This window comes from Streptomyces sp. NPDC017991, assembly GCF_044328075.1.
Classification (GTDB): Bacteria; Actinomycetota; Actinomycetes; order Streptomycetales; family Streptomycetaceae; genus Streptomyces.
In genome coordinates, this window is record NZ_JBIRGP010000016.1 from 317259 (window position 1) to 339638 (window position 22380).

A 22380-nucleotide genomic window follows, 5' to 3' on the forward strand; every position below is an offset into this window, starting at 1 on the left:
CGCCCCTTACGGGGCCGGGGCTTGGTCGCGCAGTTCCCCGCGCCCCTTACGGGGCCGGGGCTTGGTCGTGCGGTTCCCTTTGGCCCTAGTGGGGCGCGGCTCGCGCCCAGTGGCAGGCCACCTGTGCCTCGCCCGTGCCGTTCAGTACCGGTAGGTCCTCCGTGCGGCACGCGGTCGACACGCCCGCTCGCTCCGCCTCGCCGTTCGCCAGGATCTGGCAGCGGGCGTGGAAGCGGCAACCCGAGGGGATGCGGGACGGGTCCGGGGGCTCGCCGGTCAGCACGATCGGCTCACCGGGCGCCTCGGGCAGGACGGACAACAAGGCCTGCGTGTACGGGTGCTGAGGTGCCCTCAGGACATCCTCCACCGCCCCCGTCTCGATGATCCGGCCCAGGTACATCACCGCTACCCGGTCCGCGATGTTCCACGCGAGACCGAGGTCGTGGGTCACCACCAGAGCGGACAGGCCGAGTTCGGCGCGCAGTCGCAGCAGCAGGGCCAGGATCTCGCCGCGTACCGACGCGTCCAGGGACGCCACCGGCTCGTCGGCGACGATGAGTTCGGGTTCGAGGACGAGCGCGCCCGCGATGACGACACGCTGGCGCTGGCCGCCGGAGAGCTCGTGCGGGTAGCGCAGGAGGAACCGCTCGGGCGGTCGAAGTCCGGCCCGCGCGAGGGCCGCCCGGACCGCCTCGTGCTCGTCGCCCGGGTACGCGTGGATGCGCAGCCCCTCCGCGACCGCGTCGTACACCGTGTGCCGGGGGTTGAGCGAGCCGCTCGGGTCCTGGAGGACCAGCTGGACCCGCTTGCGGTACGCCTTGAGGGCCCGCGAGGAGTAGTCGAGCGGCCGGCCCGCGAAGGTGACCCGGCCCGCTGTCGGCGGGACCAACCCGAGGAGCGAGCGCGCCAGGGTCGTCTTGCCGCAGCCCGACTCGCCGACCAGCGCGACGATCTCACCGGGCCGGATGTCGAGATCCACCCCGTCGACGGCACGGGCCCGAGCGGCATCGCCCCGCCGCGCCGGAAAGCTGACCCGCAGCCCTTCGGCGCTCAGGAGGGGAGCGGCGGGGACCGGGGTCGCGGCGGGGACCGGCTGGGGCGTCGTCGTCATGGGGTGCTCCTCGCCTCTTCCGCCACGGCCGCCCCCGCAGGTCCCGCAGGTCCCGCAGGACTCGCAGGTCCCGCAGGTCCCGCAGGACTCACAGAGCCCTCAGAGCCCTCAGAGTCCTCAGAACCCGAACCCGCAGGACTCGCGGGACCTGGCGGACCCGCCGTGCCCACGTGCACGCAGGCCGCCCGGTGGTCCGGGGCGGCCGGGCGCAGGAGCTGGTCCTGCGAGGCGCACGAGTGCAGTGCCACCGCGCATCGGGGATGGAACGCGCAGCCGGACGGCAGCGCGGCCGGATCGGGCGGGTCCCCGGGCAGCCCGCGCGGCGCGAACCGCGACCCGGCGTCCCCGATCCGAGGGAAGGCCGCCGACAGCGCCGCCCCGTACGGGTGCCGGGCGTCCTCGTACACCTGCCGGGCGGGCCCCTCCTCGACCACCCGGCCCGCGTACATCACCGCGAGCCGGTCGCAGGTGTCCGACAGGACGGCGAGGTCGTGGCTGATCATGACGAGGCCCAGCTCCTGCTCGGAGACGAGCTGCTGGATCAGCCGCAGGATCTGCGCCTGGATCATCACGTCGAGCGCGGTGGTCGGTTCGTCGGCGACGACCAGCCGGGGATCGCAGGCCAGCGCCATCGCGATCATCACGCGCTGCCGCTGACCGCCGGACAACTCGTGCGGATACGCGGACGCCCGCGCCGCCGGGAGACCCACCTGCTCCAGCAGCTCGCCGGTCCGCTTCCGCGCTCCCGCCGCGGTGGCCCTGCGGTGCAGCAGGATCGGCTCGGCGATCTGGTCCCCCACGCGGTGCACGGCGTTGAGCGAGTGCATCGCGCCCTGGAAGACGATCGAGGCCCCGGCCCAGCGGACCGCCCGTACCCGCCCCCACTTCATGGTCAGTACGTCCTCGCCGTCGAGGAGGATCTCTCCGCCCACCCGGGCCCCGGCCGGCAGCAGTCGCAGCAGCGCGAGCGCCAGCGTGGACTTGCCGCAGCCGGACTCGCCCGCGATGCCGACCTTCTGCCCGGCGTCCACGGTGAGGTTCACGCCGCGCACGGCGGCCACCCCGCCGGCGTACGTCACCTCCAGGTTCCGTACGTCCAGCAGATGCTCCGCGGCAGGCGGACGCTCTGTGGTCGGTGTGCTCAACGGGCCACCCCCAGCTTGGGGTTGAGGACGGATTCCACGGCACGCCCGCACAGCGTGAAGGCGAGGGCCACGACGGCGATCGCGATGCCCGGCGGCACGAGGTACCACCACTTCCCGGCGCTCACCGCACCCGCCTCGCGCGCGTCCTGGAGCAGACCGCCCCACGAGACGACCGTCGGGTCGCCGAGGCCGAGGAAGGCGAGCGTGGCCTCGGCGAGGATCGCGGAGGAGATGATCAGGGTCGTCTGCGCGAGCACCAGCGGCATGACATTGGGCAGTACGTGGCGGGACATGACGTGCCAGTGGCCGCCGCCGAGCGCCTTGGCCCGCTCGATGTACGGCCTGGACTCCACGGCGAGGGTCTGCGCACGCACCAGCCGGGCCGTCGTCGGCCAGGTCGTGACACCGATCGCCAGGATGATCGTGCCGAGCGAGCGGGACATCACGGTCGCGAGCGCGATCGCGAGCACCAGCGTCGGCATGACCAGGAACCAGTCCGTGATCCGCATCATCACCGTCGCGAACCAGCCGCGGAAGTGACCGGCGGTGACACCGATGAGCGCGCCGATCGCCACGGAGAGGACCGCCGCGAGCAGTCCCACGAGCAGTGACACCCGCGAGCCCCACACCACGAGACCGAGCAGGCTGCGCCCGAACTGGTCGGTGCCCAGCGGGAATTCGAGGCTCGGGCTCTCCATGGGCCGCCCCGGTGCGCCCGTCACGCTCTGCACGTCGGAGCCGACGGTCAGCGGTGCGGTCAGCGCGACCAGGGCGAAGAGCGCGAGCGCGGCCAGACCGAAGAGGCCGGAGCGGTGGGTGCGGTACCGCTGCCAGAAACGGACGGCCGAAGCGCGCCGCCGCTGCCGGGCGAGCGCGCGGGGACCGGCCTTCGCCGGGACCGGCCGGGACATCATCGGTTCACCGGCGTCCGTCATCGGTTCACCCGGGTCCCTCATCGGCTCGTCCGGGTCCGTCGTCGTCATCGGCCCACCCTCGGGTCGAGCAGTGGATAGATCAGGTCGGCGAGCGTGTTCATCACGATCACCGCGGCGGCGAAGACGAAGAACAGCCCCTGCACCAGCGGCAGATCGGGCACGCTCAGCGCCTGGTAGAAGAGCCCGCCGAGGCCGGGCCAGGAGAAGACCGTCTCGACGAGGATCACACCGGCGACGGTCCGGCCGAGGTTGATGAAGACCAGCGTCATCGTCGGCAGCAGCGCGTTCGGTACCGCGTGGCGGCGGCGGACGAGATCGTCCCGCAGGCCCTTGGCCCGCGCGGTCGTCAGATAGTCGCTGCCCATCTCGTCGAGCAGCGCCGAGCGGGTGACCAGCAGCGTCTGCCCGTACTCGACCGCCACCAGCGTCACCACGGGGAGGACGAGGTGATGGGCGACATCGAGGACGTAGGCGAAACCCACCTCGTCGCCGGACTCCATGCCGCCCGTCGGGAAGAGGCCCGGGATCGGCCCGACCCCGACCGAGAAGACGATGATCAGCAGCAGGCCCAGCCAGAACGACGGGATCGAGTAGAGGGTCAGCGCGAGGCCGGTGTTGAGGCGGTCGCCGAGGCCGCCGTTGCGCCACGCGGCCCGGGTGCCGAGGAGGACGCCGATCACCGTGTAGATCACGAAGGACGTCCCCGTGAGCAGCAGCGTGTTCGGCAGGGCCTCGCTGATCTTGTCCATGACCGGCGCCCGGAACTGGTACGAGGTGCCGAGATCACCGGTGAGCGCCTTGCCGCAGTAGTCCGTGAACTGCTGCCACAACGGCAGATCGAGCCCGAACTCCCTTCGATACGCGGCCAGTTGCTCGGCCGACACCTGGCGCCCGCCCGTCATGAACTTCACCGGGTCGCCGGGGATCAGCCGGAAGAGGAAGAAGCTGGTGACGAGGACGGCGAGCAGGGAGACGGCCGCGCCGCCCAGCTTGCCGGCCACGTACCGCGGATAGGCGGTGCCGCGTACCCGTCGTCCGCGGGCCGCCGGCGGACCGGCCTCGGCCGGACCGCCGGTCTTCCAGGCCGGCGAGGGTGTCGCTTCAGCGGTCATGAACGGCTTTCACTGTTGGGCCACTCTCGGTTGTCCTGCCTTGCCGGAGTCCGGAGTCCGGAGTCCGGAGTCCGGAGTCCGGAGTCCGGACTCCGTGGGCCGGGGGTTCCGGGATCCCGGGGTCTATTCGCGGTCCTCGGCGGTGGCGCGGCGGCGCATCGCGAAGAACGCCCCGAGACCCGCGAGGATCACGACGCCCGCGACGATGCCGATGATGACGCCTGTCTGGCTCGACTCGTCGGAGGACTCGCTGGCGGCGGCCGGAGTGGCCGACCACCAGCTCCAGTAGCCGTCCTGGCCGTAGATGTTGCCCGCGGCCTCGGGCATCTTCGTGATCGACGCGATCTGGTCCGAGCGATAGGCCTCGACCGCGTTCGGGTACGCCATGACGTTCATGTACCCGGTGTCGTACAGCCGCGACTCCATCCGCTTGACGATTTCCGCCCTCTTGGTGGCGTCGTACTCGGCGAGCTGCTGGTCGTACAGCTCGTCGTACTTCTTGTCGCAGATGAAGTTGTCGGTCGCGCCGATGTCCTTGGGCGTCGCCGGGAGCGCCGCACAGGTGTGGATGGAGAGGACGAAGTCGGGGTCGGGGTTGACGGACCAGCCGTCGAAGGCGAGGTCGTACTCGCCCGCGAGCCAGGGGTCGCTCACGTTGTCCCGGCAGTCGAGCGAGACACCGATGCCGAGCTTGCCCCACCACTCCTGCAGATACTTCCCGACGGCCTTGTCCTGCGGGTCCGTGGCGTGGCAGAGGACGCGGTAGGTGATCGGCTCGCCGTTCTTGCCGACGCGCTTGCCGTCACCGTTCTTCTCGTAGCCCGCCTCGTCGAGCAGCCGGGCGGCCTCGGCGGGGTCGTACGAGATCTGCTTGCCGTCCGCCGGCTTCCAGAAGTACGTGGAGAAGCGCGGCGGGATGTAGCCCTCGCCCTCCACCGCGTGGCCCTGGAAGACCTTGTCGACGACGGTCTTGCGGTCCACGGCCGCGAACAGCGCCCGGCGGACCTTCTGGTTCTTCAGCGACTCATGGCCGTCGCCGAACTTCTTGCCGTCCTTGGCCCGGGCGCCCGGGTTGGTGGCGAGCGCGTAGAAACGGCGGCCCGGGGCGTCGTTGACGGTGACGTCCTGCTGGCTCTTCAGCGCCGCGGCCTGCGCGGGCGTCAGCCCGGAGACGAACGAGACCTCACCCTTCTGCAGCGCCGCGACCGCCGCGTCGCCGTCCTTGTAGTACTTGAAGACCAGCTCGTCGAACTTCGGAGCCCCGCGCCAGAAAGACTTGTTGGGCTTCAGCCGTACGTAGCTGTCGGCCTTGTAGGCCGTCAGGACGAAGGGGCCGTTGCCGACGACGGGGAACTTCTTGTCGTTGTTGAACTCGGAGAAGTCGTCGACCTTCTCCCACACGTGCTTCGGCACGATCGGCACGTCCAGCGCGGCCATCGTGGCCTGCGGCTTCTTCAGCTCGATGACCAGTTTGGTGGGGCTCGGAGCGGTGACCTTCTCGAAGTTCGCGACGAAACTGCCGTTCGCGGTGGCAGCGCCCTCGTCGGTCATCATCGTGTTGAACGTCCACGCCGCGTCCTCGGCGGTGGCCTGCTTTCCGTCCGACCACGTGGAGTTGTCGCGGATCGTGTAGGTCCAGGTGAGCTTGTCGGCCGAGGGCTCCCACTTGGTGGCCAGCCCCGGGACGGCGTGGTTGTCCTTCGGGTCGTAGTTGGTCAGGTACTCGTACGTGAGCCGGTGGATGCTCGTACTGACCAGCCGAGCCGCCAGGAACGGGCTCAGCGAGTCGACGCTCTGCGCCACCGCGACCGTGAGGACCTGCTTGTCGTCCTTCGCCTCGGCCTGCTGGGGAGCGGGGCCGAGCGGGGTCATCTGACCGACGGTGAGTGTGAGGGCGGCGGCACCGGCGACCGCGAGAAGTCGGAGGACGGTGCCCTTCATGCCGTACTGGTCGTGTGTGTCCATGGCTCGCTGACCTCACGTCATCACATGCACGGAGATGGGCGGTTGCCCTGCTGATCCGGTGACCGCGGCCGGGTCGATGTGAGTGTCTATCAGCGCTGGTCGGCATGCGTCAACGGCCCGTGAACCCCGTGTGGCCTGCGGAAATAACGAGTTGACCCAGATTTCATGGTCATTGGTCCAGACCGGTGAAGGGTGCCTGGTGGGAGGCTGGCGGTACGGAACGGGGCTGGTGCGGCGGTGTGTTGGCACCGGCCGCGCGAGAGGCGCCCGGGGGTATGCCGAGGGCCCGCGCCGTAGGTGAACGGGGCGGGCCCTGAGCTTGGATCGACGGCCGAGGATTGGACCGTACGGGTTAGCTGTACGGGTCAGCTGTGTGGGTTGGCTGTGCGGGCGGTTACTGGTGGGGCGGTGGGGGCGGAGGGGTCTGAGGTTGGCTTTGGCCTTGCCCCTGGCCGTGGCCCTGACCCTGGGAGTCCTGACCGCTCTGTTCCGCCTGCGGGGGCTGGGGCTGGGGCTGGTAGGTCGCACCCGGCTGGAACTGCTGCCCCGGGGTGGGCGCGGGTGCGTTCGGGTTGAAGGGCTGGCCCGGCTGCTGCCCGGGCTGGGGCTGCCAGCTCTGGGGGGCGGGGTAGTCCGGCTGCCCGGGCTGCTGCGGCGATGCTCCGTGCGGGGGCTGCGAGCCGTGCGGCGGGTACGGCTGGCCGGGATGCGGCGGTTGGGGCTGGGGCTGGGGTTGAGGCTGGGGCTGCTGGTAAGGCTGAGCCGGCTGCGACGGCTGCGCGGGCTGGCCCTGGTGGGGGAACTGCCCGGGATGCTGCTGGCCCGGTACGGGCTGTCCGGGCATGGGCTGGCCGGGCATGGGCTGGCCCGGGTACTGCTGGCCAGGGACGGGCTGTCCGGGCACGGGCTGGCCCGGATACTGCTGGCCCGGCATCGGCGGGGCCGCGACCGGCGGCGGGTTGCCGTCCGACGTCCACAGGCCCTGCGACTGCTGGTGCCGCGCGATGTCCTCCGCGACCAACGCCGAGAGGTTGAAGTACGCCTCGCGCACCTTCGGCCGCATCATGTCGAGATTGACCTCGGCGCCCGCCGCCAGGTGTTCGTCGAACGGCACGACGATCACGCCGCGGCAGCGCGTCTCGAAGTGGCTGACGATGTCGTCCACCTTGATCATCTTCCCGGTCTCGCGCACCCCGGAGATGACGGTGAGGGACCGCGACACCAGATCCGCGTACCCGTGCGCCGAGAGCCAGTCCAGCGTCGTACTGGCGCTGCTGGCACCGTCGACGGACGGCGTCGAGATGATGATGAGCTGGTCGGCGAGGTCGAGCACGCCCCGCATGGCGCTGTACAGCAGGCCCGTACCGGAGTCCGTGAGGATGATCGGGTACTGCTTGCCGAGCACGTCGATCGCGCGCCGGTAGTCCTCGTCGTTGAACGTCGTCGACACGGCCGGGTCGACGTCGTTGGCGATGATCTCAAGGCCCGACGGGGCCTGCGAGGTGAACCGCCTGATGTCCATGTACGAGTTGAGGTACGGGATCGCCTGGACGAGGTCACGGATGGTGGCCCCGGTCTCCCGGCGCACCCGGCGGCCGAGCGTACCGGCGTCCGGGTTGGCGTCGATGGCGAGGATCTTGTCCTGCCGCTCGGTGGCGAGCGTGGCGCCGAGGGCGGTCGTCGTGGTCGTCTTGCCCACGCCGCCCTTGAGGCTGATGACGGCGATGCGGTAGCACGACAGGACCGGAGTACGGATCAGGTCGAGCTTGCGCTGCCGCTCGGCCTCCTCCTTCTTCCCGCCGAGCTTGAACCGGGAGGACCCGGCGGTGGGCCGCCCGCTCTTCGCCTTCTGCTTCTTGTTGTTGAGCAGCCGGTCGGACGACAGCTCCACGGCCGCCGTGTAGCCGAGCGGCGCCCCCGGGTTGGTCCGCTGCCGCTGATCGTGCTGCACGGGCTGCGGCCAGGCGGTACCGGTACGGGGATCGACGGGGGCCTGCTGTTCCGGCTGGGCCTGGGTCTGAGGCGGCTGGGGCTGGGCCTGGGGCTGCTGGTAGGGCTGGGCCTGCTGGGGGAAGGGCTGCGCGGCGGGCTGCTGGGGAGCCGGAGCCTGCGGGGCTTGCGGAGCCTGCGCCTGCGGGAACCCATACCCCCCCTGCTGCACAGGTGAGTTGGGGACGCTGGGGACACCCGGCTGCGGGAACCCGTAACCAGGGGCTTGCGCGGGCGCGTTCGCGGCAGCCGGATCGGGTTGGGCGGGCTGGACAGGCTGCGGGTGCTGGACGGGCTGGACGGGCTGGGCCTGAGCGGCCGCCCGGCGCGCACGCCGTGCCTCCTCCAGGGCGCCGCGCAGATCCTCCGCGGGCTGCGCGGGCTGCGCCGGCTGCTGGAGACCGTAGCCGTCCTGAGGTGCGGGGGCGGCAGGGGGCTGCGCGGCGACGGGTCCGGGCTGCGGGAAGCCGTAACCGCCCTGCGGTCCCGGACCCGCGACCGGCGCGGGACCCGGAACAGGAGCCTGAGCCGGAGGTGCGGTCGCGACCCCGGGCTGCGGCTGCTGCGGCTGGGGCTGCGGGAAGTCAGGGGCTGCCTGGGCCGCAGGGGGCGTACCGGGAACGCTGTCCTGCGCCCCCGGAGTTGTACCCGGAGCGCTGAACTGCGGGAACCCGTAACCACCGGGCTGCCCCGGAGACGCCGGACCACCGGGGGCAGGCGTACTGGCGGCAGCGGGCGTACCGGGAGCAGCGGGGGGTGCACCAGGCGCAGCGGGCGTACCGGGTGTGACAGGCCAGGCCGGCGGGGAGGGCTGCGGCGCCTGCGGCTGGAACGGCTGTCCCTGCGGCGGCGCGGACGGCCGAGCCGGAGCATCCGGCTGCGACTGCTCGTCCTCACCCTCCGTCGACGTGGGCCACTGTCCGGCGGCAGCAGGCGCGGCAGGCTGGTACGACGGCGGCAGCGGAGGCAGTCCGCCCTGCGGCAGCGGCGGCGGAGTCCAGGCGGGAGGCGTGTCCTGTACGACGTCGGCCGCGTCCGGGACCGGCTCCGCGACGGCGTCCTGGGGCTCGGCGGCGACGGGCTCGGCCTCATCCGTCGGCGGCGCGTCCCCCTGCTCGGCGTCCGGCACGGGCGCGGAAGCATCGGGGTTGCCGGAGTTCTGTGCGAGGGCGTCAACGGGTCGCGGCTCGTCGTCGTCCGCGAACGTCTGTGCGGCTCCGACCCCGGCAGGGGCCGGGGTCGGAGCTGAGGCCACGTCCTCCCGCTCCTCGTCCTCGTCCGCCGCAGGCGCCTCCTCGGCCCCTTCGTCCACCTGATCGTCGTCCTCGGACTGACTCCCGAACGCGACCTGGACGACCTCCCCGTCGGCGGTCTCCGGAACGTCAGCCACATAGTCCGGGCCGACGGACCCGGACCCGAACCCGGACCCGGACTCGGTCGCGGCCTTGGGCTCGGCAGCCGCCTCGGCGCCGGGTACGCGCCCGCCCTCGGCGGTCGGGGAACCGGCTGCGGCCCGCTCCGCGGCCTCTCGCTTCACGGCGCCGGGGGAGATCCGCAGAGTGGCGCCGCTCTCGACGTCGCCGCTGTCGCCCTCGGCGTCGCCGGGAGCCTGCGCGGCCTGAGGGGCGGCAACCGGAGGGACCGCCGCACCCGACGGTGACGGAGACCACGACTGCTGGCCCTGGCCCTGGCCTTGTCCGTGCCCCGCCCCTTGCCCTGGTGCCTGGAAGTTCGGCAGGTTCGGAACGCCGGCGGGCCCCCTGGCCGGAGCGACAGGAGCAACGGGAGCGACAGGAGCAACGGGAGCGACAGGAGCAACGGGAGCGACGGGAGCAACAGGAGGCGCGACCGGTCGACTGTAGGGAGTCCCGGAGGCGAACGCGGGCACGCCCGGAAGCCGAGGGCCGAACGAAGGCGCGACCGGAGCCTGCCGGGCCACCGGAGCCTGCTCGGCCACCGGCGCCGTGCCGGTCGTGCCGCCCGCGTCCCGCTCCGCCTTCGCGGCCGCCCCCTCTTCCTCGGCCTGCTTCGACTCGTTCGACTCATCCGGGGCGTCCGGCTCGTCCGTCGTGTCCGCCTCCGGCGCGGCCGGAGAAGCTCCGTCGGAACTGCCTGACGCGTTCTGCGTGTACCAGGCAGGAGGGGCGTAGTCGATGGTGAACTCGCCCGTCGTCTCGACGGCGGACTCCGCGTCGGACTGGTCATCGCCGGGTGTGGCCCAGCCCCCGCGGATCCCGTCCCGATCGCTGTTCACAATTCCTCCTGATGTGGTCGAGCACCCTCATGCCGAGCTGGGGCGACCGTTCTCGTCGTCCGGGGCCTTTCGACGCGCCCCGGATCCCCCTGTGAAGCGGCGGTCCCGTCCACGGGTACTACTGCCGCGCCCACCCCAGCCTAATCACCACAACCACCCCCAGGGCAGGCCCGTCCACCCCTCCGGTCGCGCCCACTACGTCACAGCCTGCCCAGAAGTGGCGTACGAACGGCCTTGCACGGAAGGCAAAGTGGACAAAGAGCGCTAAAGCGAGAAGGGCCGGCGGCATCCATGCCACCGGCCCTTCTTTTCTGCTGCTGACGCTCCGCTGCTGACGTTCTGCGGCTGACGCTCCGCCGCTGTGCGGACTGCGCCGCTGTGCGGCTCCGCGCCGCCGCGTGGTTCCGCCGCCGTACTACCCGGCCGCGGCCCCGCCGTCCTGCGGCGCCGGCTCCAGGTCGAACTCACCGTCACGAGCACCGAGCACGAAGGCGCGCCACTCGGCCTCCGTGTACCGCAGGACCGTGTCCGGGTCGAGCGACGACCGCATGGCCACCGCGCCCTCGGGGAGATACGCGATCTCGACCCGCTCCTCGTGCTCCTCGGTACCGGGCGCGCTCTGCCATTCGACCCCCGAGATGTCGAGGGCGTAGAGCTCGTCCTTCTCCCGCTCCTTGCGCGCCTTGACGTCCTTGTCCTCTGCCTCGGCCATGGCGAAGCGACCCCTTCCGACGAACCAACCCGACAAACGAACCCGACCTGCGAACGACTTCGCGTCACCCTACTGGGACCGGCCCTGGCCTCCCCGGACTCCGGGAACCCCGGTCGGAAGGGCCCCCACCCCCTGGTACGCTGTGTTACGGCCGTATGTGTACGCACCCCCGGACCGCCCCTAGGGGCCCTGGAGGACGCGCTCAGCGGATCCCCGCCTCCCGAGTTACGGAAGCTCCCCTGAGAAGTGGACCAGGGGCACTCGGTGGCCACCAGAACACTACGAGGAGTACGCGTGCCGCTCGATGCCGCTACGAAGAAGCAGCTCATCACGGAGTTCGGTCAGAAGGAGGGCGACACCGGCTCTCCCGAGGTTCAGGTCGCGATGCTCTCGCGCCGTATCTCGGACCTGACCGAGCACCTCAAGACCCACAAGCACGACCACCACTCCCGTCGTGGTCTGCTGATCCTGGTCGGTCAGCGCCGTCGCCTGCTGCAGTACCTGGCGAAGAAGGACATCCAGCGCTTCCGTGCGCTGGTCGACCGCCTGGGCATCCGCCGCGGTGCGGCCGGCGGCGCCAAGTAAGACATCGTGAAGGGAGCGGTTCCCACGCAAGACGGGGCCGCTCCCTTTGCTGTACGTGCGGAGTGTCACCACCCCTTTGTAGTGTGGTGGCACAACGCAATACGCGGAACACAGCGTGGCACCGTCACAGCGCACAGCGATGCGCGGCCGCCACGTCGCACCACACGTACGAGACGCACCACGCGTACGACAGGCACCACATGTAGGACACCAAGCACCACAGGTAGGACACGAGGAAAAGCGCACCTCGCCGCCGCCGGTCCTCGGTAGTGGCCCCCGGGGGAATGCGAGCCCCGGGAGCTTCGATCGAAGACCGGCCCGCACAAGAAGGCGCGCTTCTCCGCAGAAGCGTCCCCCTGCCACACGGGCAGGCCGGGACGAAAGACGAAAAGTATCGGAGAAAACGCTAGTGGAGAACGAGACCCACTACGCCGAGGCCGTTATCGACAACGGAACCTTCGGCACCCGCACCATCCGCTTCGAGACGGGCCGCCTGGCCAAGCAGGCCGCCGGCTCCGCCGTGGCGTACCTGGACGACGACACCATGGTGCTGTCGGCCACCACCGCTTCCAAGAAGCCCAAGGACAACCTCGACTTCTTCCCCCTCACGGTGGACGTCGAGGAGCGGATGTACGCGGCCGGCAAGATCCCCGGCAGCTTCTTCCGCCGCGAGGGCCGGCCCTCCGAGGACGCGATCCTCACCTGCCGCCTCATCGACCGTCCGCTGCGCCCCTCCTTCAAGAAGGGCCTGCGCAACGAGATCCAGGTCGTCGCCACGATCATGGCGCTCAACCCCGACCACCTGTACGACGTCGTGGCGATCAACGCCGCCTCCGCGTCCACGCAGCTGGCCGGTCTGCCCTTCTCCGGCCCGATCGGCGGCGTCCGCGTCGCGCTGATCAACGGCCAGTGGGTGGCGTTCCCGACGCACACCGAGCTTGAGGACGCCGTCTTCGACATGGTCGTCGCCGGTCGCGTCCTGGAGGACGGCGACGTCGCGATCATGATGGTCGAGGCCGAGGCCACCGACAAGACGATCACGCTGGTCGCGGGCGGCGCCGAGGCGCCGACCGAGGAGGTCGTCGCCGCCGGTCTGGACGCCGCGAAGCCCTTCATCAAGGTGCTCTGCAAGGCCCAGGCCGACCTCGCCGCCAAGGCCGCCAAGCCGACCGGCGAGTTCCCGGTCTTCCTCGACCACCAGGACGACGTCCTGGAGGCCCTCACCGCCGCGGTCAGGAGCGAGCTGTCCCAGGCGCTCACCATCGCAGGCAAGCAGGAGCGCGAGGCCGAGCTGGACCGCGTCAAGGAGATCGCCGCCGAGAAGCTGCTTCCGCAGTTCGAGGGCCGCGAGAAGGAGATCAGCGCCGCGTACCGCTCGCTGACCAAGGCCCTCGTCCGTGAGCGCGTCATCAAGGACAAGGTCCGCATCGACGGCCGCGGCGTCACGGACATCCGTACGCTCGCCGCCGAGGTCGAGGCCATCCCGCGCGTGCACGGTTCCGCCCTGTTCGAGCGTGGCGAGACCCAGATCCTGGGCGTCACCACCCTGAACATGCTCCGGATGGAGCAGCAGCTGGACACCCTCTCCCCGGTGACCCGCAAGCGGTACATGCACAACTACAACTTCCCGCCGTACTCCGTCGGCGAGACCGGCCGCGTCGGCTCCCCGAAGCGCCGCGAGATCGGCCACGGAGCGCTCGCCGAGCGCGCCATCGTGCCGGTCCTGCCGACGCGCGAGGAGTTCCCCTACGCGATCCGTCAGGTGTCCGAGGCCCTCGGCTCCAACGGCTCGACGTCCATGGGCTCGGTCTGCGCCTCCACCATGTCGCTGCTGAACGCCGGTGTGCCCCTCAAGGCCCCCGTCGCCGGTATCGCCATGGGCCTGATCTCCCAGGAGATCAACGGCGAGACGCACTACGTCGCCCTCACCGACATCCTCGGTGCGGAGGACGCCTTCGGCGACATGGACTTCAAGGTCGCCGGCACCAAGGAGTTCGTGACCGCCCTCCAGCTGGACACCAAGCTGGACGGCATCCCGGCCTCCGTCCTGGCCGCGGCCCTCAAGCAGGCCCGTGACGCCCGCCTCCACATCCTCGACGTGATGATGGAAGCGATCGACACGCCGGACGAGATGTCCCCGAACGCCCCGCGGATCATCACGGTCAAGATCCCCGTGGACAAGATCGGTGAGGTCATCGGCCCGAAGGGCAAGATGATCAACCAGATCCAGGAGGACACCGGCGCCGACATCACGATCGAGGACGACGGCACCATCTACATCGGTGCCCAGCAGGGCTCGCAGGCCGAGGCCGCGCGCGCCACGATCAACGCGATCGCCAACCCGACCATGCCGGAGGTCGGTGAGCGCTACCTGGGTACCGTCGTGAAGACGACGACCTTCGGTGCGTTCGTGTCGCTGCTCCCGGGCAAGGACGGACTGCTGCACATCTCGCAGATCCGCAAGCTCGCCGGCGGCAAGCGCGTGGAGAACGTCGAGGACGTCGTGGCCGTGGGCTCCAAGGTCCAGGTCGAGATCGCCGAGATCGACTCCCGAGGCAAGCTCTCCCTCATCCCCGTGATCGAGGGCGAAGAGGGCGACGACGAGAAGAAGGACGACACCGACAAGTGACGTCGAGCAGCTCCACGGCGACGGCCCGCACCTCCTCGGAGGCGCGGGCCGTCGCCCGTACCCAAACCCTGATCAAGGGCGAGAACGGCATCGGTACGGTCCGCAAGACCACCCTCCCCGGGGGCCTGCGCGTCGTCACCGAGACCCTGCCCTCCGTGCGCTCCGCCACCTTCGGCATCTGGGCGCACGTCGGCTCGCGCGACGAGACGCCGGCTCTGAACGGCGCCACGCACTATCTCGAACACCTCCTCTTCAAGGGCACGAGCACGCGCAGTGCCCTGGACATCTCCTCCGCGATCGACGCGGTCGGCGGCGAGATGAACGCGTTCACGGCGAAGGAGTACACGTGCTACTACGCACGCGTGCTCGACACCGACCTGCCGCTCGCCATCGACGTGGTCTGTGACATGCTCACCGGCTCGCTGATCCGCGAGGACGACGTGAACGTCGAGCGCGGCGCGATCCTCGAAGAGATCGCCATGACCGAGGACGACCCGGGCGACTGCGTGCACGACCTGTTCGCGCACACCATGCTCGGCGACACCCCGCTCGGCCGGCCGGTCCTCGGCACGGTCGACACGGTCAACGCTCTCACCGCGGACCGCATCCGGCGCTTCTACAAGAAGCACTACGACCCGACCCACCTCGTGGTCGCGGCCGCCGGCAACGTCGACCACAACAAGGTCGTACGCCAGGTCCGTGCCGCCTTCGAGAAGGCCGGCGCGCTCAAGCAGCAGGCCGCCACCCCGATCGCCCCGCGCGACGGCTCCCGCACCCTCCGCACCGCAGGACGCGTCGAGCTCCTCGGCCGCAAGACAGAGCAGGCCCACATCGTCCTCGGCATGCCGGGACTGGCCCGCACCGACGAGCGCCGCTGGGCGCTCGGCGTCCTGAACACCGCACTGGGCGGCGGCATGTCCTCCCGCCTCTTCCAGGAGGTCCGGGAGAAGCGCGGCCTGGCCTACAGCGTGTACTCGTACACCTCGGGCTTCGCCGACTGCGGCCTCTTCGGCGTGTACGCGGGCTGCCGTCCGAGCCAGGTCCACGACGTGCTGAAGATCTGCCGCGACGAGCTCGACCAGGTCGCCGAGCACGGCCTGTCCGACGACGAGATCGGCCGGGCCATCGGCCAGCTCCGCGGTTCCACGGTCCTCGGCCTGGAGGACACGGGCGCGCTGATGAACCGTATCGGCAAGAGCGAGCTGTGCTGGGGCGAGCAGATGTCCGTCGACGACATGCTGACCCGGATCGCGTCGGTCACCCCGGACGACGTCCGGGAGGTCGCCGCCGAGATCCTGGGACAGCGGCCCTCGTTGTCGGTCATCGGCCCGCTGAAGGACAAGCAGGCGTCCCGTCTGCACGAAGCCGTCGCGTAGAGCGGCACAAGTCCTCGACTGGGGTACGCCCCCGACTAAGGAAGCAAGAACATGAGCAAGCTGCGCGTGGCGGTCCTCGGCGCCAAGGGGCGTATCGGATCAGAGGCGGTCCGGGCCGTCGAGGCCGCCGGGGACCTGGAGCTGGTGGCCGCCCTCGGGCGCGGGGACACCCTGGAGACCCTGACCGACTCGGGCGCCCAGGCCGTCGTCGAACTGACCACGCCCGACTCGGTGATGGACAACCTCGACTTCTGCGTCCGCCACGGCATCCACGCCGTGGTCGGTACGACGGGCTGGACCGACGAGCGCCTCGCACAGCTGACCACCTCGTTGGCAGCCGCACCGGGGACGGGCGTGCTCATCGCCCCGAACTTCTCCATCGGCGCGGTCCTCACCATGAAGTTTGCGGAGGTGGCCGCGCAGTACTTCGAGTCCGTCGAGGTCATCGAACTGCACCACCCGAACAAGGTGGACGCCCCCAGCGGCACCGCCACCCGCACCGCCCAGCTCATCGCCGCCGCCCGGCAGAAGGCGGGCATCGCCCCGCAGCCCGACGCCACGGCGACGGGCCTGGACGGCGCCCGCGGCGCGGACGTCGAGGGCGTGCCGGTGCACGCGGTCCGGCTGCGCGGCCTGCTGGCCCACCAGGAGGTGCTGCTCGGCGATGAGGGCGAGACCCTCACGATCCGCCACGACTCCCTCCACCACAGCAGCTTCATGCCGGGCATCCTGCTCGGCGTACGCCGCGTCGTGGACACCCCGGGCCTCACCTTCGGCCTGGAACACTTCCTGGACCTGAAGTAACCGCCATGGCCGCGAAAATCACGTACGCCGTCACGGCCGCCGTCCTGGTCGTCTACTTCGTCCTGGTCGGCAGCCGCGGAGTGATGCTGATCCAGCACGGCACGCTGCTCACCGTCACCTTCGGTGTCGCCGTCCTCATCCTGCCGGTGATCGGCGTCTGGTTCCTCTGGAAGAACACCCAGTTCGTGAAGCGGGCCAACCGGCTCGCCACCGAGCTCGACGCCGAGGGCGGGCTGCCCGTCGACGAGCTGGCGCGCACGCCGGCGGGCCGTATCGACCGCGACTCCGCCGACGAGGTCTTCGCCCGGCGCAAGGCCGAGACGGAGGACGCCCCCGACGACTGGCGCAGCTGGTTCCGCCTGGCGATCGCCTACCACGACGCTCGCGACACCCCACGGGCCCGCAAGGCGATGCAGCACGCGATCGCCCTGCACGACGGCAAGCCCGTACGGGCCTGAACGGCATGACGACGAAGGGGCCGGCCCGCATCAGCGGGCCGGCCCCTTCGTCGTCACGACCGCGGTGGTCATGACGCTCAGGCGTGCTGTCGGTACTCGTCCGCCCAGACCTCGACACCGTCCGCGGCCCGGTCGAAGGCCTCGGGGCGTCCCAGGAAGTCCGCGTTGTGCGTGGTCAGCAGAGGGGTCGTCTCGTTGCCGGAGTGGCCGCCACGGACGAGGACGAGCGCCTGCCCCTGCACGGTCCGCGGGAGCCCGAGCCAGCGCACCGGCTGCTGCACCGTTCGTACGACCATGACGTGCGCCCACGAGGTCGTACTCGTATGCAGGAAACGCACCCGGCGCAGCCCGGCGGCGCTGACCCACGCGCCCATCCGCAGCAGCCGCAGGGCGCCCGCGATGACCACCACGGCGAGGGTCAGGCACACCGCGCCCCCGGACGCGTTACCGGCCGCGGTGATGATGACCGCCGCGAACAGCAGGTACGAGGCGAGCAGCAGCAGAAGCGCGGCCGCGCCGACCCGCCACGGGCCGGGCCGGTAGGGACGCCGCCACTGGTCGCGGTCGTCGAACGGCAGCGCGAGATCCTCGCCGGCCTCGTCGAAAGCGCGATCGGCGGTCAGAAAGGGCAGGGGCACGACTGATCCTCACTCAATCCACGCATGGACTATGCCCGGTGAGGCTACCTAGCCCGATCTCCGCCCACCACTCGCGGGGGTCCATGAGGGTGCTGCCCGGCCATGGGGCCAGAGGAGGAGGGTCAGCGGCGCGAGGACGCGTCGGACTGCTGCGTGTGCGCGGGCGAGACGTCGGCCGAAAGGGCGGGCAGCCCGACCAGCAGGGAGCCCACGAGACCCGCGACCACGGTCAGGCCTATGAGCCATCGGCCGACCAGCTCACCGGCGGAGGCACGCTGACGCGGCGGGGGAGCGACATTGCTGCGGAACTGGTCGGCTTCGGCGATGAAGGCGAACGGTACTGGCTCGCGCCGACGGAACATGGGGTGCGCTTCTCCTCCGGAGACTCGAATCTCCCCTGGAGACTCGAACGAATCGTTGTCATCAATACAGACGAGCGAGTGCCCCAAAAGGTGCCGTCTTCCACCGGATCCGCAGAAGTTCGCCGACCTGTGTCGCGGCCCGGCACCGAACGTCCCGTTGTCGGTGCCGGGCCGTAGAGTGGGCGCCGCCCGAGCCAGTGATGGAAGGACCCTCCACGCCGTGACCGACACCCCCGCCGACGATCTCAAGCCCAGCTTCCGCAGCGATGTCACCGTCGAGCTGGTCAAGCACACCGCTTCCGACTCCGACGTGCTGTTCGCCGCCCGGGTCTCGACCCTCGGGGAGCAGTCCCTGGGTGAGCTGCAGAAGGACCCGGAGCGTTCGAAGGGCCTGATCAACTACCTGATGCGGGACCGGCACGGCAGCCCCTTCGAGCACAACTCGATGACGTTCCTCATCAGCGCCCCGATCTTCGTCTTCCGCGAGTTCATGCGGCACCGCGTGGGCTGGTCGTACAACGAGGAATCGGGCCGCTACAGGGAGCTGGAGCCGGTCTTCTACGTCCCCGGCGAGTCCCGCAAGCTGGTCCAGGAGGGCCGCCCCGGCAAGTACGTCTTCGTGGACGGCACCGAGGCCCAGCAGGAGCTCACGGGCCGCGTCATGGAGGACTCGTACCGCCGGGCGTACGAGGCGTACCAGGAGATGCTCGCCGCCGGGGTGGCCCGCGAGGTCGCCCGCGCCGTCCTCCCGGTCGGCCTGTTCTCCTCGATGTACGCGACGTGCAACGCGCGCTCCCTGATGCACTTCCTCGGCCTGCGCACCCAGCACGAGCTGGCCAGGGTCCCGTCCTTCCCGCAGCGGGAGATCGAGATGGTCGGCGAGAAGATGGAGGCGGAGTGGGCGCGGCTCATGCCCCTCACGTACGCCGCCTTCAACACGAACGGGCGCGTCGCGCCGTAACGCGCCTCGACACCCTGTCGGACGCCGGTCGGGCACATCTGTACGGGTCGGCCAGGTGAAGTGTCCGTATTGCGGCATTTCGAGAAGTTCATCTAGCCTGATGAAACGGACCCGGCACTGCTTGAACCCCCGAGCAGGCAGTGCCGGGTTCCACTTTTGTCCTGACTTGTCGACTCCCCCGAGGGCAGACCGCACGGTGAGCAGCGAGTAGCGTGTTACCCATGGCTCCGACCTCCACTCCGCAGACCCCCTTCGGGCGGGTCCTCACTGCCATGGTCACGCCCTTCGCGGCGGACGGCGCACTCGATCTCGACGGCGCGCAGCGGCTCGCCACCCACCTGGTGGACGCAGGCAACGACGGCCTGATCGTCAACGGCACCACGGGCGAGTCCCCGACCACCAGCAACGCGGAGAAAGCGGATCTCGTACGAGCCGTACTGGAGGCCGTCGGCGACCGCGCCCACGTCGTCGCGGGCGTCGGCACGAACGACACCCGCCACAGCATCGAGCTGGCCCGCGACGCCGAGAAGGCCGGCGCACACGGCCTGCTCACCGTGACGCCGTACTACAACAAGCCCCCGCAAGAGGGGCTGTACCAGCACTTCACCACGATCGCCGACGCCACCGGCCTGCCGGTGATGCTCTACGACATCCCCGGCCGCAGTGGTGTCCCGATCAACACCGAGACCCTGGTGCGCCTCGCCGAGCACCCGCGTATCGTCGCCAACAAGGACGCCAAGGGTGACCTCGGCCGCGCCAGCTGGGCCATCGCCAGCTGCGACCTCGCCTGGTACTCGGGCGACGACATGCTGAACCTGCCGCTGCTCTCCGTGGGTGCGGTCGGCTTCGTCTCCGTGGTCGGCCACGTGGTCACCCCCGAGCTGCGGGCGATGCTCGACGCGTACACGAGCGGCGACGTCCGGAAGGCGACCGAGATCCACCAGAAGCTGCTCCCCGTCTTCACCGGGATGTTCCGGACCCAGGGCGTCATGACCAGCAAGGCCGCACTCGCCCTGCAGGGCCTGCCCGCCGGACCGCTGCGCCTGCCCATGGTCGGCCTGTCGCCCGAGGAGACCGCGCAACTCAAGATCGATCTTGCCGCCGGCGGGGTACAGCTCTAACCACAGACTTCACAACTGAATACGTACGACCACGCAGGCCCAGCGCCTGCTCCACCAGACAACTGCTACTGCACGAACGTCATGCGCGCCACGTGCCCTGCCAGGTACGTGGCGCGTGTGGTGAGGAGAGTCTTTTGAGTCATCCGCATCCGGAACTCCGTCTGCCGCCGAAGCTTCCCCAGGGGGGCCTCCGCGTCACCCCGCTCGGTGGCCTCGGTGAAATCGGCCGAAACATGACGGTCTTCGAGTACGACGGCCGCCTTCTGATCGTCGACTGTGGCGTGCTCTTCCCCGAGGAGGAGCAGCCCGGGATCGACCTGATCCTTCCGGACTTCAGTTCGATCAGGGATCGTCTCGACGACATCGAGGGCATCGTCCTCACGCACGGCCACGAGGACCACATCGGCGGTGTCCCCTTTCTCCTCCGCGAGAAGCCGGACATCCCGCTCATCGGCTCCAAGCTGACCCTCGCCCTCATCGAGGCGAAGCTCCAGGAGCACCGCATCCGCCCGTACACGCTTGAGGTCGCGGAGGGCCACCGGGAGCGCATCGGTCCCTTCGAGTGCGAGTTCGTGGCGGTCAACCACTCCATCCCGGACGCCCTCGCGGTCGCCATCCGCACCCCCGCGGGCATGGTGGTGCACACCGGCGACTTCAAGATGGACCAGCTCCCGCTGGACGGCCGTCTCACGGACCTGCACGCTTTCGCGCGGCTGAGCGAGGAAGGCATCGACCTCCTCCTCTCGGACTCCACGAACGCCGAGGTCCCGGGCTTCGTCCCGCCCGAGCGCGACATCTCGAACGTGCTGCGCCAGGTCTTCGCGGGTGCCAGCAAGCGCATCATCGTGGCCAGCTTCGCCAGCCATGTGCACCGCATCCAGCAGATCCTCGACGCCGCCCACGAGTACGGCCGCCGGGTCGCCTTCGTCGGCCGCTCGATGGTCCGCAACATGGGCATCGCGCGAGACCTCGGCTATCTGAAGGTTCCGCCGGGCCTCGTGGTGGACGTCAAGACACTGGACGACCTCCCGCAACACGAGATCGTCCTCGTCTGCACCGGCTCCCAGGGCGAGCCGATGGCGGCCCTGTCGCGGATGGCCAACAGGGACCATCAGATCCGGATCGTGCAGGGCGACACCGTGATCCTGGCGTCGTCGCTGATCCCCGGCAACGAGAACGCGGTCTACCGCGTCATCAACGGCCTGACCCGCTGGGGCGCCCACGTCGTCCACAAGGGCAACGCCAAGGTGCACGTCTCCGGCCACGCCTCCGCCGGCGAGCTCCTGTACTTCTACAACATCTGCAAGCCACGCAACCTCATGCCGGTCCACGGCGAGTGGCGCCACCTGCGCGCCAACGCCGAACTGGGCGCCCTCACCGGCGTCCCGCACGACCGGATCGTGATCGCCGAGGACGGCGTGGTCGTCGACCTCATCGAGGGCAAGGCGAGAATCTCCGGCAAGGTCCAGGCGGGTTACGTGTACGTCGACGGCCTCTCGGTCGGCGATGTCGGTGAGCCCACGCTCAAGGACCGCAAGATCCTCGGTGACGAGGGGATCATCTCGGTCTTCGTGGTGCTGGACACCAGCACGGGCAAGATCACCGGCGGGCCGCACATCCAGGCCCGCGGCTCGGGCATCGAGGACTCCGCCTTCAGCGCCGTCCTCCCGAAGGTCGTCGAGGTCCTGGAGAGGTCGGCCCAGGACGGCGTCGTCGAAGCCCACCAGATGCAGCAGCTCATCCGCCGCACGCTGGGCAAGTGGGTCTCGGACACCTATCGCCGCCGCCCGATGATCCTGCCGGTCGTCGTCGAGGTCTGAGCCACCTCGTAGCACGTACACCCGGAGCGGGGCACCTCGATTTGCATCGGGGCGCTCCGCTCCAGTACGTTTACGGCTCCGCCTGAACGGGAACCCGACACAACTTGGTGTCCGGACCTCCCCGGACGGGGCGGGAATTCTGACTCAGAACTTCTGATAAAGTCGGAATCGCCGGAAAGGGAAACGCGAAAGCGAAAACCTGGAAAGCACCGAGGAAATCGGAACCGGAAACGGTCTGATAGAGTCGGAAACGCAAGACAGCAAGACAAGCACAACAGTAAAACAGCAAGACCGAAGGGAAGCGCCCAGAGGAAAGCCCGAGAGGGTGAGTACAAAGGAAGCGTCCGTTCCTTGAGAACTCAACAGCGTGCCAAAAATCAACGCCAGATATGTTGATACCCCG

Annotated in this window: 17 protein-coding genes; 8 read left to right on the forward strand and 9 right to left on the reverse strand. The window is 70.0% G+C overall.

The window, feature by feature from the left end; all coding sequences use genetic code 11:
- Nucleotides 1-85: 85 nt before the first annotated feature.
- The 7 genes from ACH4DZ_RS38305 to ACH4DZ_RS38335 all read right to left on the reverse strand — a co-directional run bounded on the left by ACH4DZ_RS38305 (nt 86) and on the right by ACH4DZ_RS38335 (nt 11223).
- Nucleotides 86-1111 carry an ABC transporter ATP-binding protein gene (locus tag ACH4DZ_RS38305; RefSeq protein ID WP_398293269.1) on the reverse strand — a complete coding sequence of 342 codons (1026 nt, stop codon included), beginning with the start codon at nt 1109-1111 and terminating at the stop codon, nt 86-88.
- Nucleotides 1108-2256 (reverse strand): ABC transporter ATP-binding protein, encoded by a 1149-nt coding sequence (locus ACH4DZ_RS38310; RefSeq protein ID WP_398293271.1) that lies wholly within the window; start codon nt 2254-2256, stop codon nt 1108-1110. The genes ACH4DZ_RS38305 and ACH4DZ_RS38310 overlap by 4 nt, the downstream gene beginning before the upstream one ends.
- A complete protein-coding gene (locus tag ACH4DZ_RS38315) occupies nt 2253-3191 on the reverse strand; it encodes an ABC transporter permease (protein WP_398293335.1) in 939 nt (312 codons plus the stop codon). The genes ACH4DZ_RS38310 and ACH4DZ_RS38315 overlap by 4 nt, the downstream gene beginning before the upstream one ends.
- Nucleotides 3192-3235: 44 nt before the next feature.
- On the reverse strand, nt 3236-4303 hold the full coding sequence (locus ACH4DZ_RS38320) for an ABC transporter permease (RefSeq protein WP_398293273.1): 1068 nt from the start codon (nt 4301-4303) through the stop codon (nt 3236-3238).
- 123 nt (nt 4304-4426) lie between these two features.
- The gene (locus ACH4DZ_RS38325) at nt 4427-6268 is read right to left on the reverse strand and encodes an ABC transporter substrate-binding protein (RefSeq protein WP_398293275.1); all 1842 of its coding nucleotides are present in this window, start codon (nt 6266-6268) and stop codon (nt 4427-4429) included.
- A 394-nt stretch (nt 6269-6662) separates the two neighbouring features.
- A complete protein-coding gene (locus tag ACH4DZ_RS38330) occupies nt 6663-10511 on the reverse strand; it encodes an SCO5717 family growth-regulating ATPase (protein WP_398293277.1) in 3849 nt (1282 codons plus the stop codon).
- A 415-nt stretch (nt 10512-10926) separates the two neighbouring features.
- A complete protein-coding gene (locus ACH4DZ_RS38335) occupies nt 10927-11223 on the reverse strand; it encodes a DUF397 domain-containing protein (RefSeq protein WP_398293279.1) in 297 nt (98 codons plus the stop codon).
- A gap of 294 nt (nt 11224-11517) precedes the next feature.
- On the opposite strand from ACH4DZ_RS38335, the gene rpsO reads away from it, so the two are divergent.
- The 5 genes from rpsO (at nt 11518) to ACH4DZ_RS38360 (ending at nt 17075) form a co-directional block, all read left to right on the forward strand.
- On the forward strand, nt 11518-11808 hold the full coding sequence (gene rpsO / locus ACH4DZ_RS38340) for a 30S ribosomal protein S15 (RefSeq protein WP_107021727.1): 291 nt from the start codon (nt 11518-11520) through the stop codon (nt 11806-11808).
- A gap of 409 nt (nt 11809-12217) precedes the next feature.
- Entirely contained in the window at nt 12218-14437 is a 2220-nt protein-coding gene (locus ACH4DZ_RS38345) for a polyribonucleotide nucleotidyltransferase (protein ID WP_398293281.1), read from the forward strand.
- Nucleotides 14434-15813, forward strand: coding sequence for a M16 family metallopeptidase (locus ACH4DZ_RS38350; RefSeq protein ID WP_398293283.1), 1380 nt, complete (start codon nt 14434-14436; stop codon nt 15811-15813). The genes ACH4DZ_RS38345 and ACH4DZ_RS38350 overlap by 4 nt, the downstream gene beginning before the upstream one ends.
- Nucleotides 15814-15864: 51 nt before the next feature.
- Nucleotides 15865-16617, forward strand: a complete 753-nt coding sequence (gene dapB / locus ACH4DZ_RS38355) for a 4-hydroxy-tetrahydrodipicolinate reductase (protein ID WP_398293286.1) — start codon at nt 15865-15867, stop codon at nt 16615-16617.
- Nucleotides 16618-16622: 5 nt separating this feature from the next.
- On the forward strand, nt 16623-17075 hold the full coding sequence (locus tag ACH4DZ_RS38360; protein ID WP_398293288.1) for a hypothetical protein: 453 nt from the start codon (nt 16623-16625) through the stop codon (nt 17073-17075).
- Nucleotides 17076-17152: 77 nt separating this feature from the next.
- Here ACH4DZ_RS38360 and ACH4DZ_RS38365 read toward each other — a convergent pair whose 3' ends face one another.
- Nucleotides 17153-17713 carry a hypothetical protein gene (locus ACH4DZ_RS38365; RefSeq protein WP_398293290.1) on the reverse strand — a complete coding sequence of 187 codons (561 nt, stop codon included), beginning with the start codon at nt 17711-17713 and terminating at the stop codon, nt 17153-17155.
- Nucleotides 17714-17835: 122 nt separating this feature from the next.
- A complete protein-coding gene (locus ACH4DZ_RS38370) occupies nt 17836-18075 on the reverse strand; it encodes a hypothetical protein (protein ID WP_398293291.1) in 240 nt (79 codons plus the stop codon).
- Between the two features lie 220 nt (nt 18076-18295).
- Between ACH4DZ_RS38370 and thyX the strand changes: the two genes are divergently transcribed.
- The 3 genes from thyX (at nt 18296) to ACH4DZ_RS38385 (ending at nt 21977) form a co-directional block, all read left to right on the forward strand.
- Nucleotides 18296-19036, forward strand: coding sequence for an FAD-dependent thymidylate synthase (thyX, locus tag ACH4DZ_RS38375; protein WP_398293293.1), 741 nt, complete (start codon nt 18296-18298; stop codon nt 19034-19036).
- Nucleotides 19037-19257: 221 nt separating this feature from the next.
- Nucleotides 19258-20157 carry a 4-hydroxy-tetrahydrodipicolinate synthase gene (gene dapA, locus ACH4DZ_RS38380; protein WP_398293295.1) on the forward strand — a complete coding sequence of 300 codons (900 nt, stop codon included), beginning with the start codon at nt 19258-19260 and terminating at the stop codon, nt 20155-20157.
- A 134-nt stretch (nt 20158-20291) separates the two neighbouring features.
- Nucleotides 20292-21977: a ribonuclease J gene (locus ACH4DZ_RS38385; protein ID WP_398293298.1), complete on the forward strand. Its 1686-nt coding sequence runs from the start codon at nt 20292-20294 to the stop codon at nt 21975-21977.
- Nucleotides 21978-22380 lie beyond the last annotated feature (403 nt).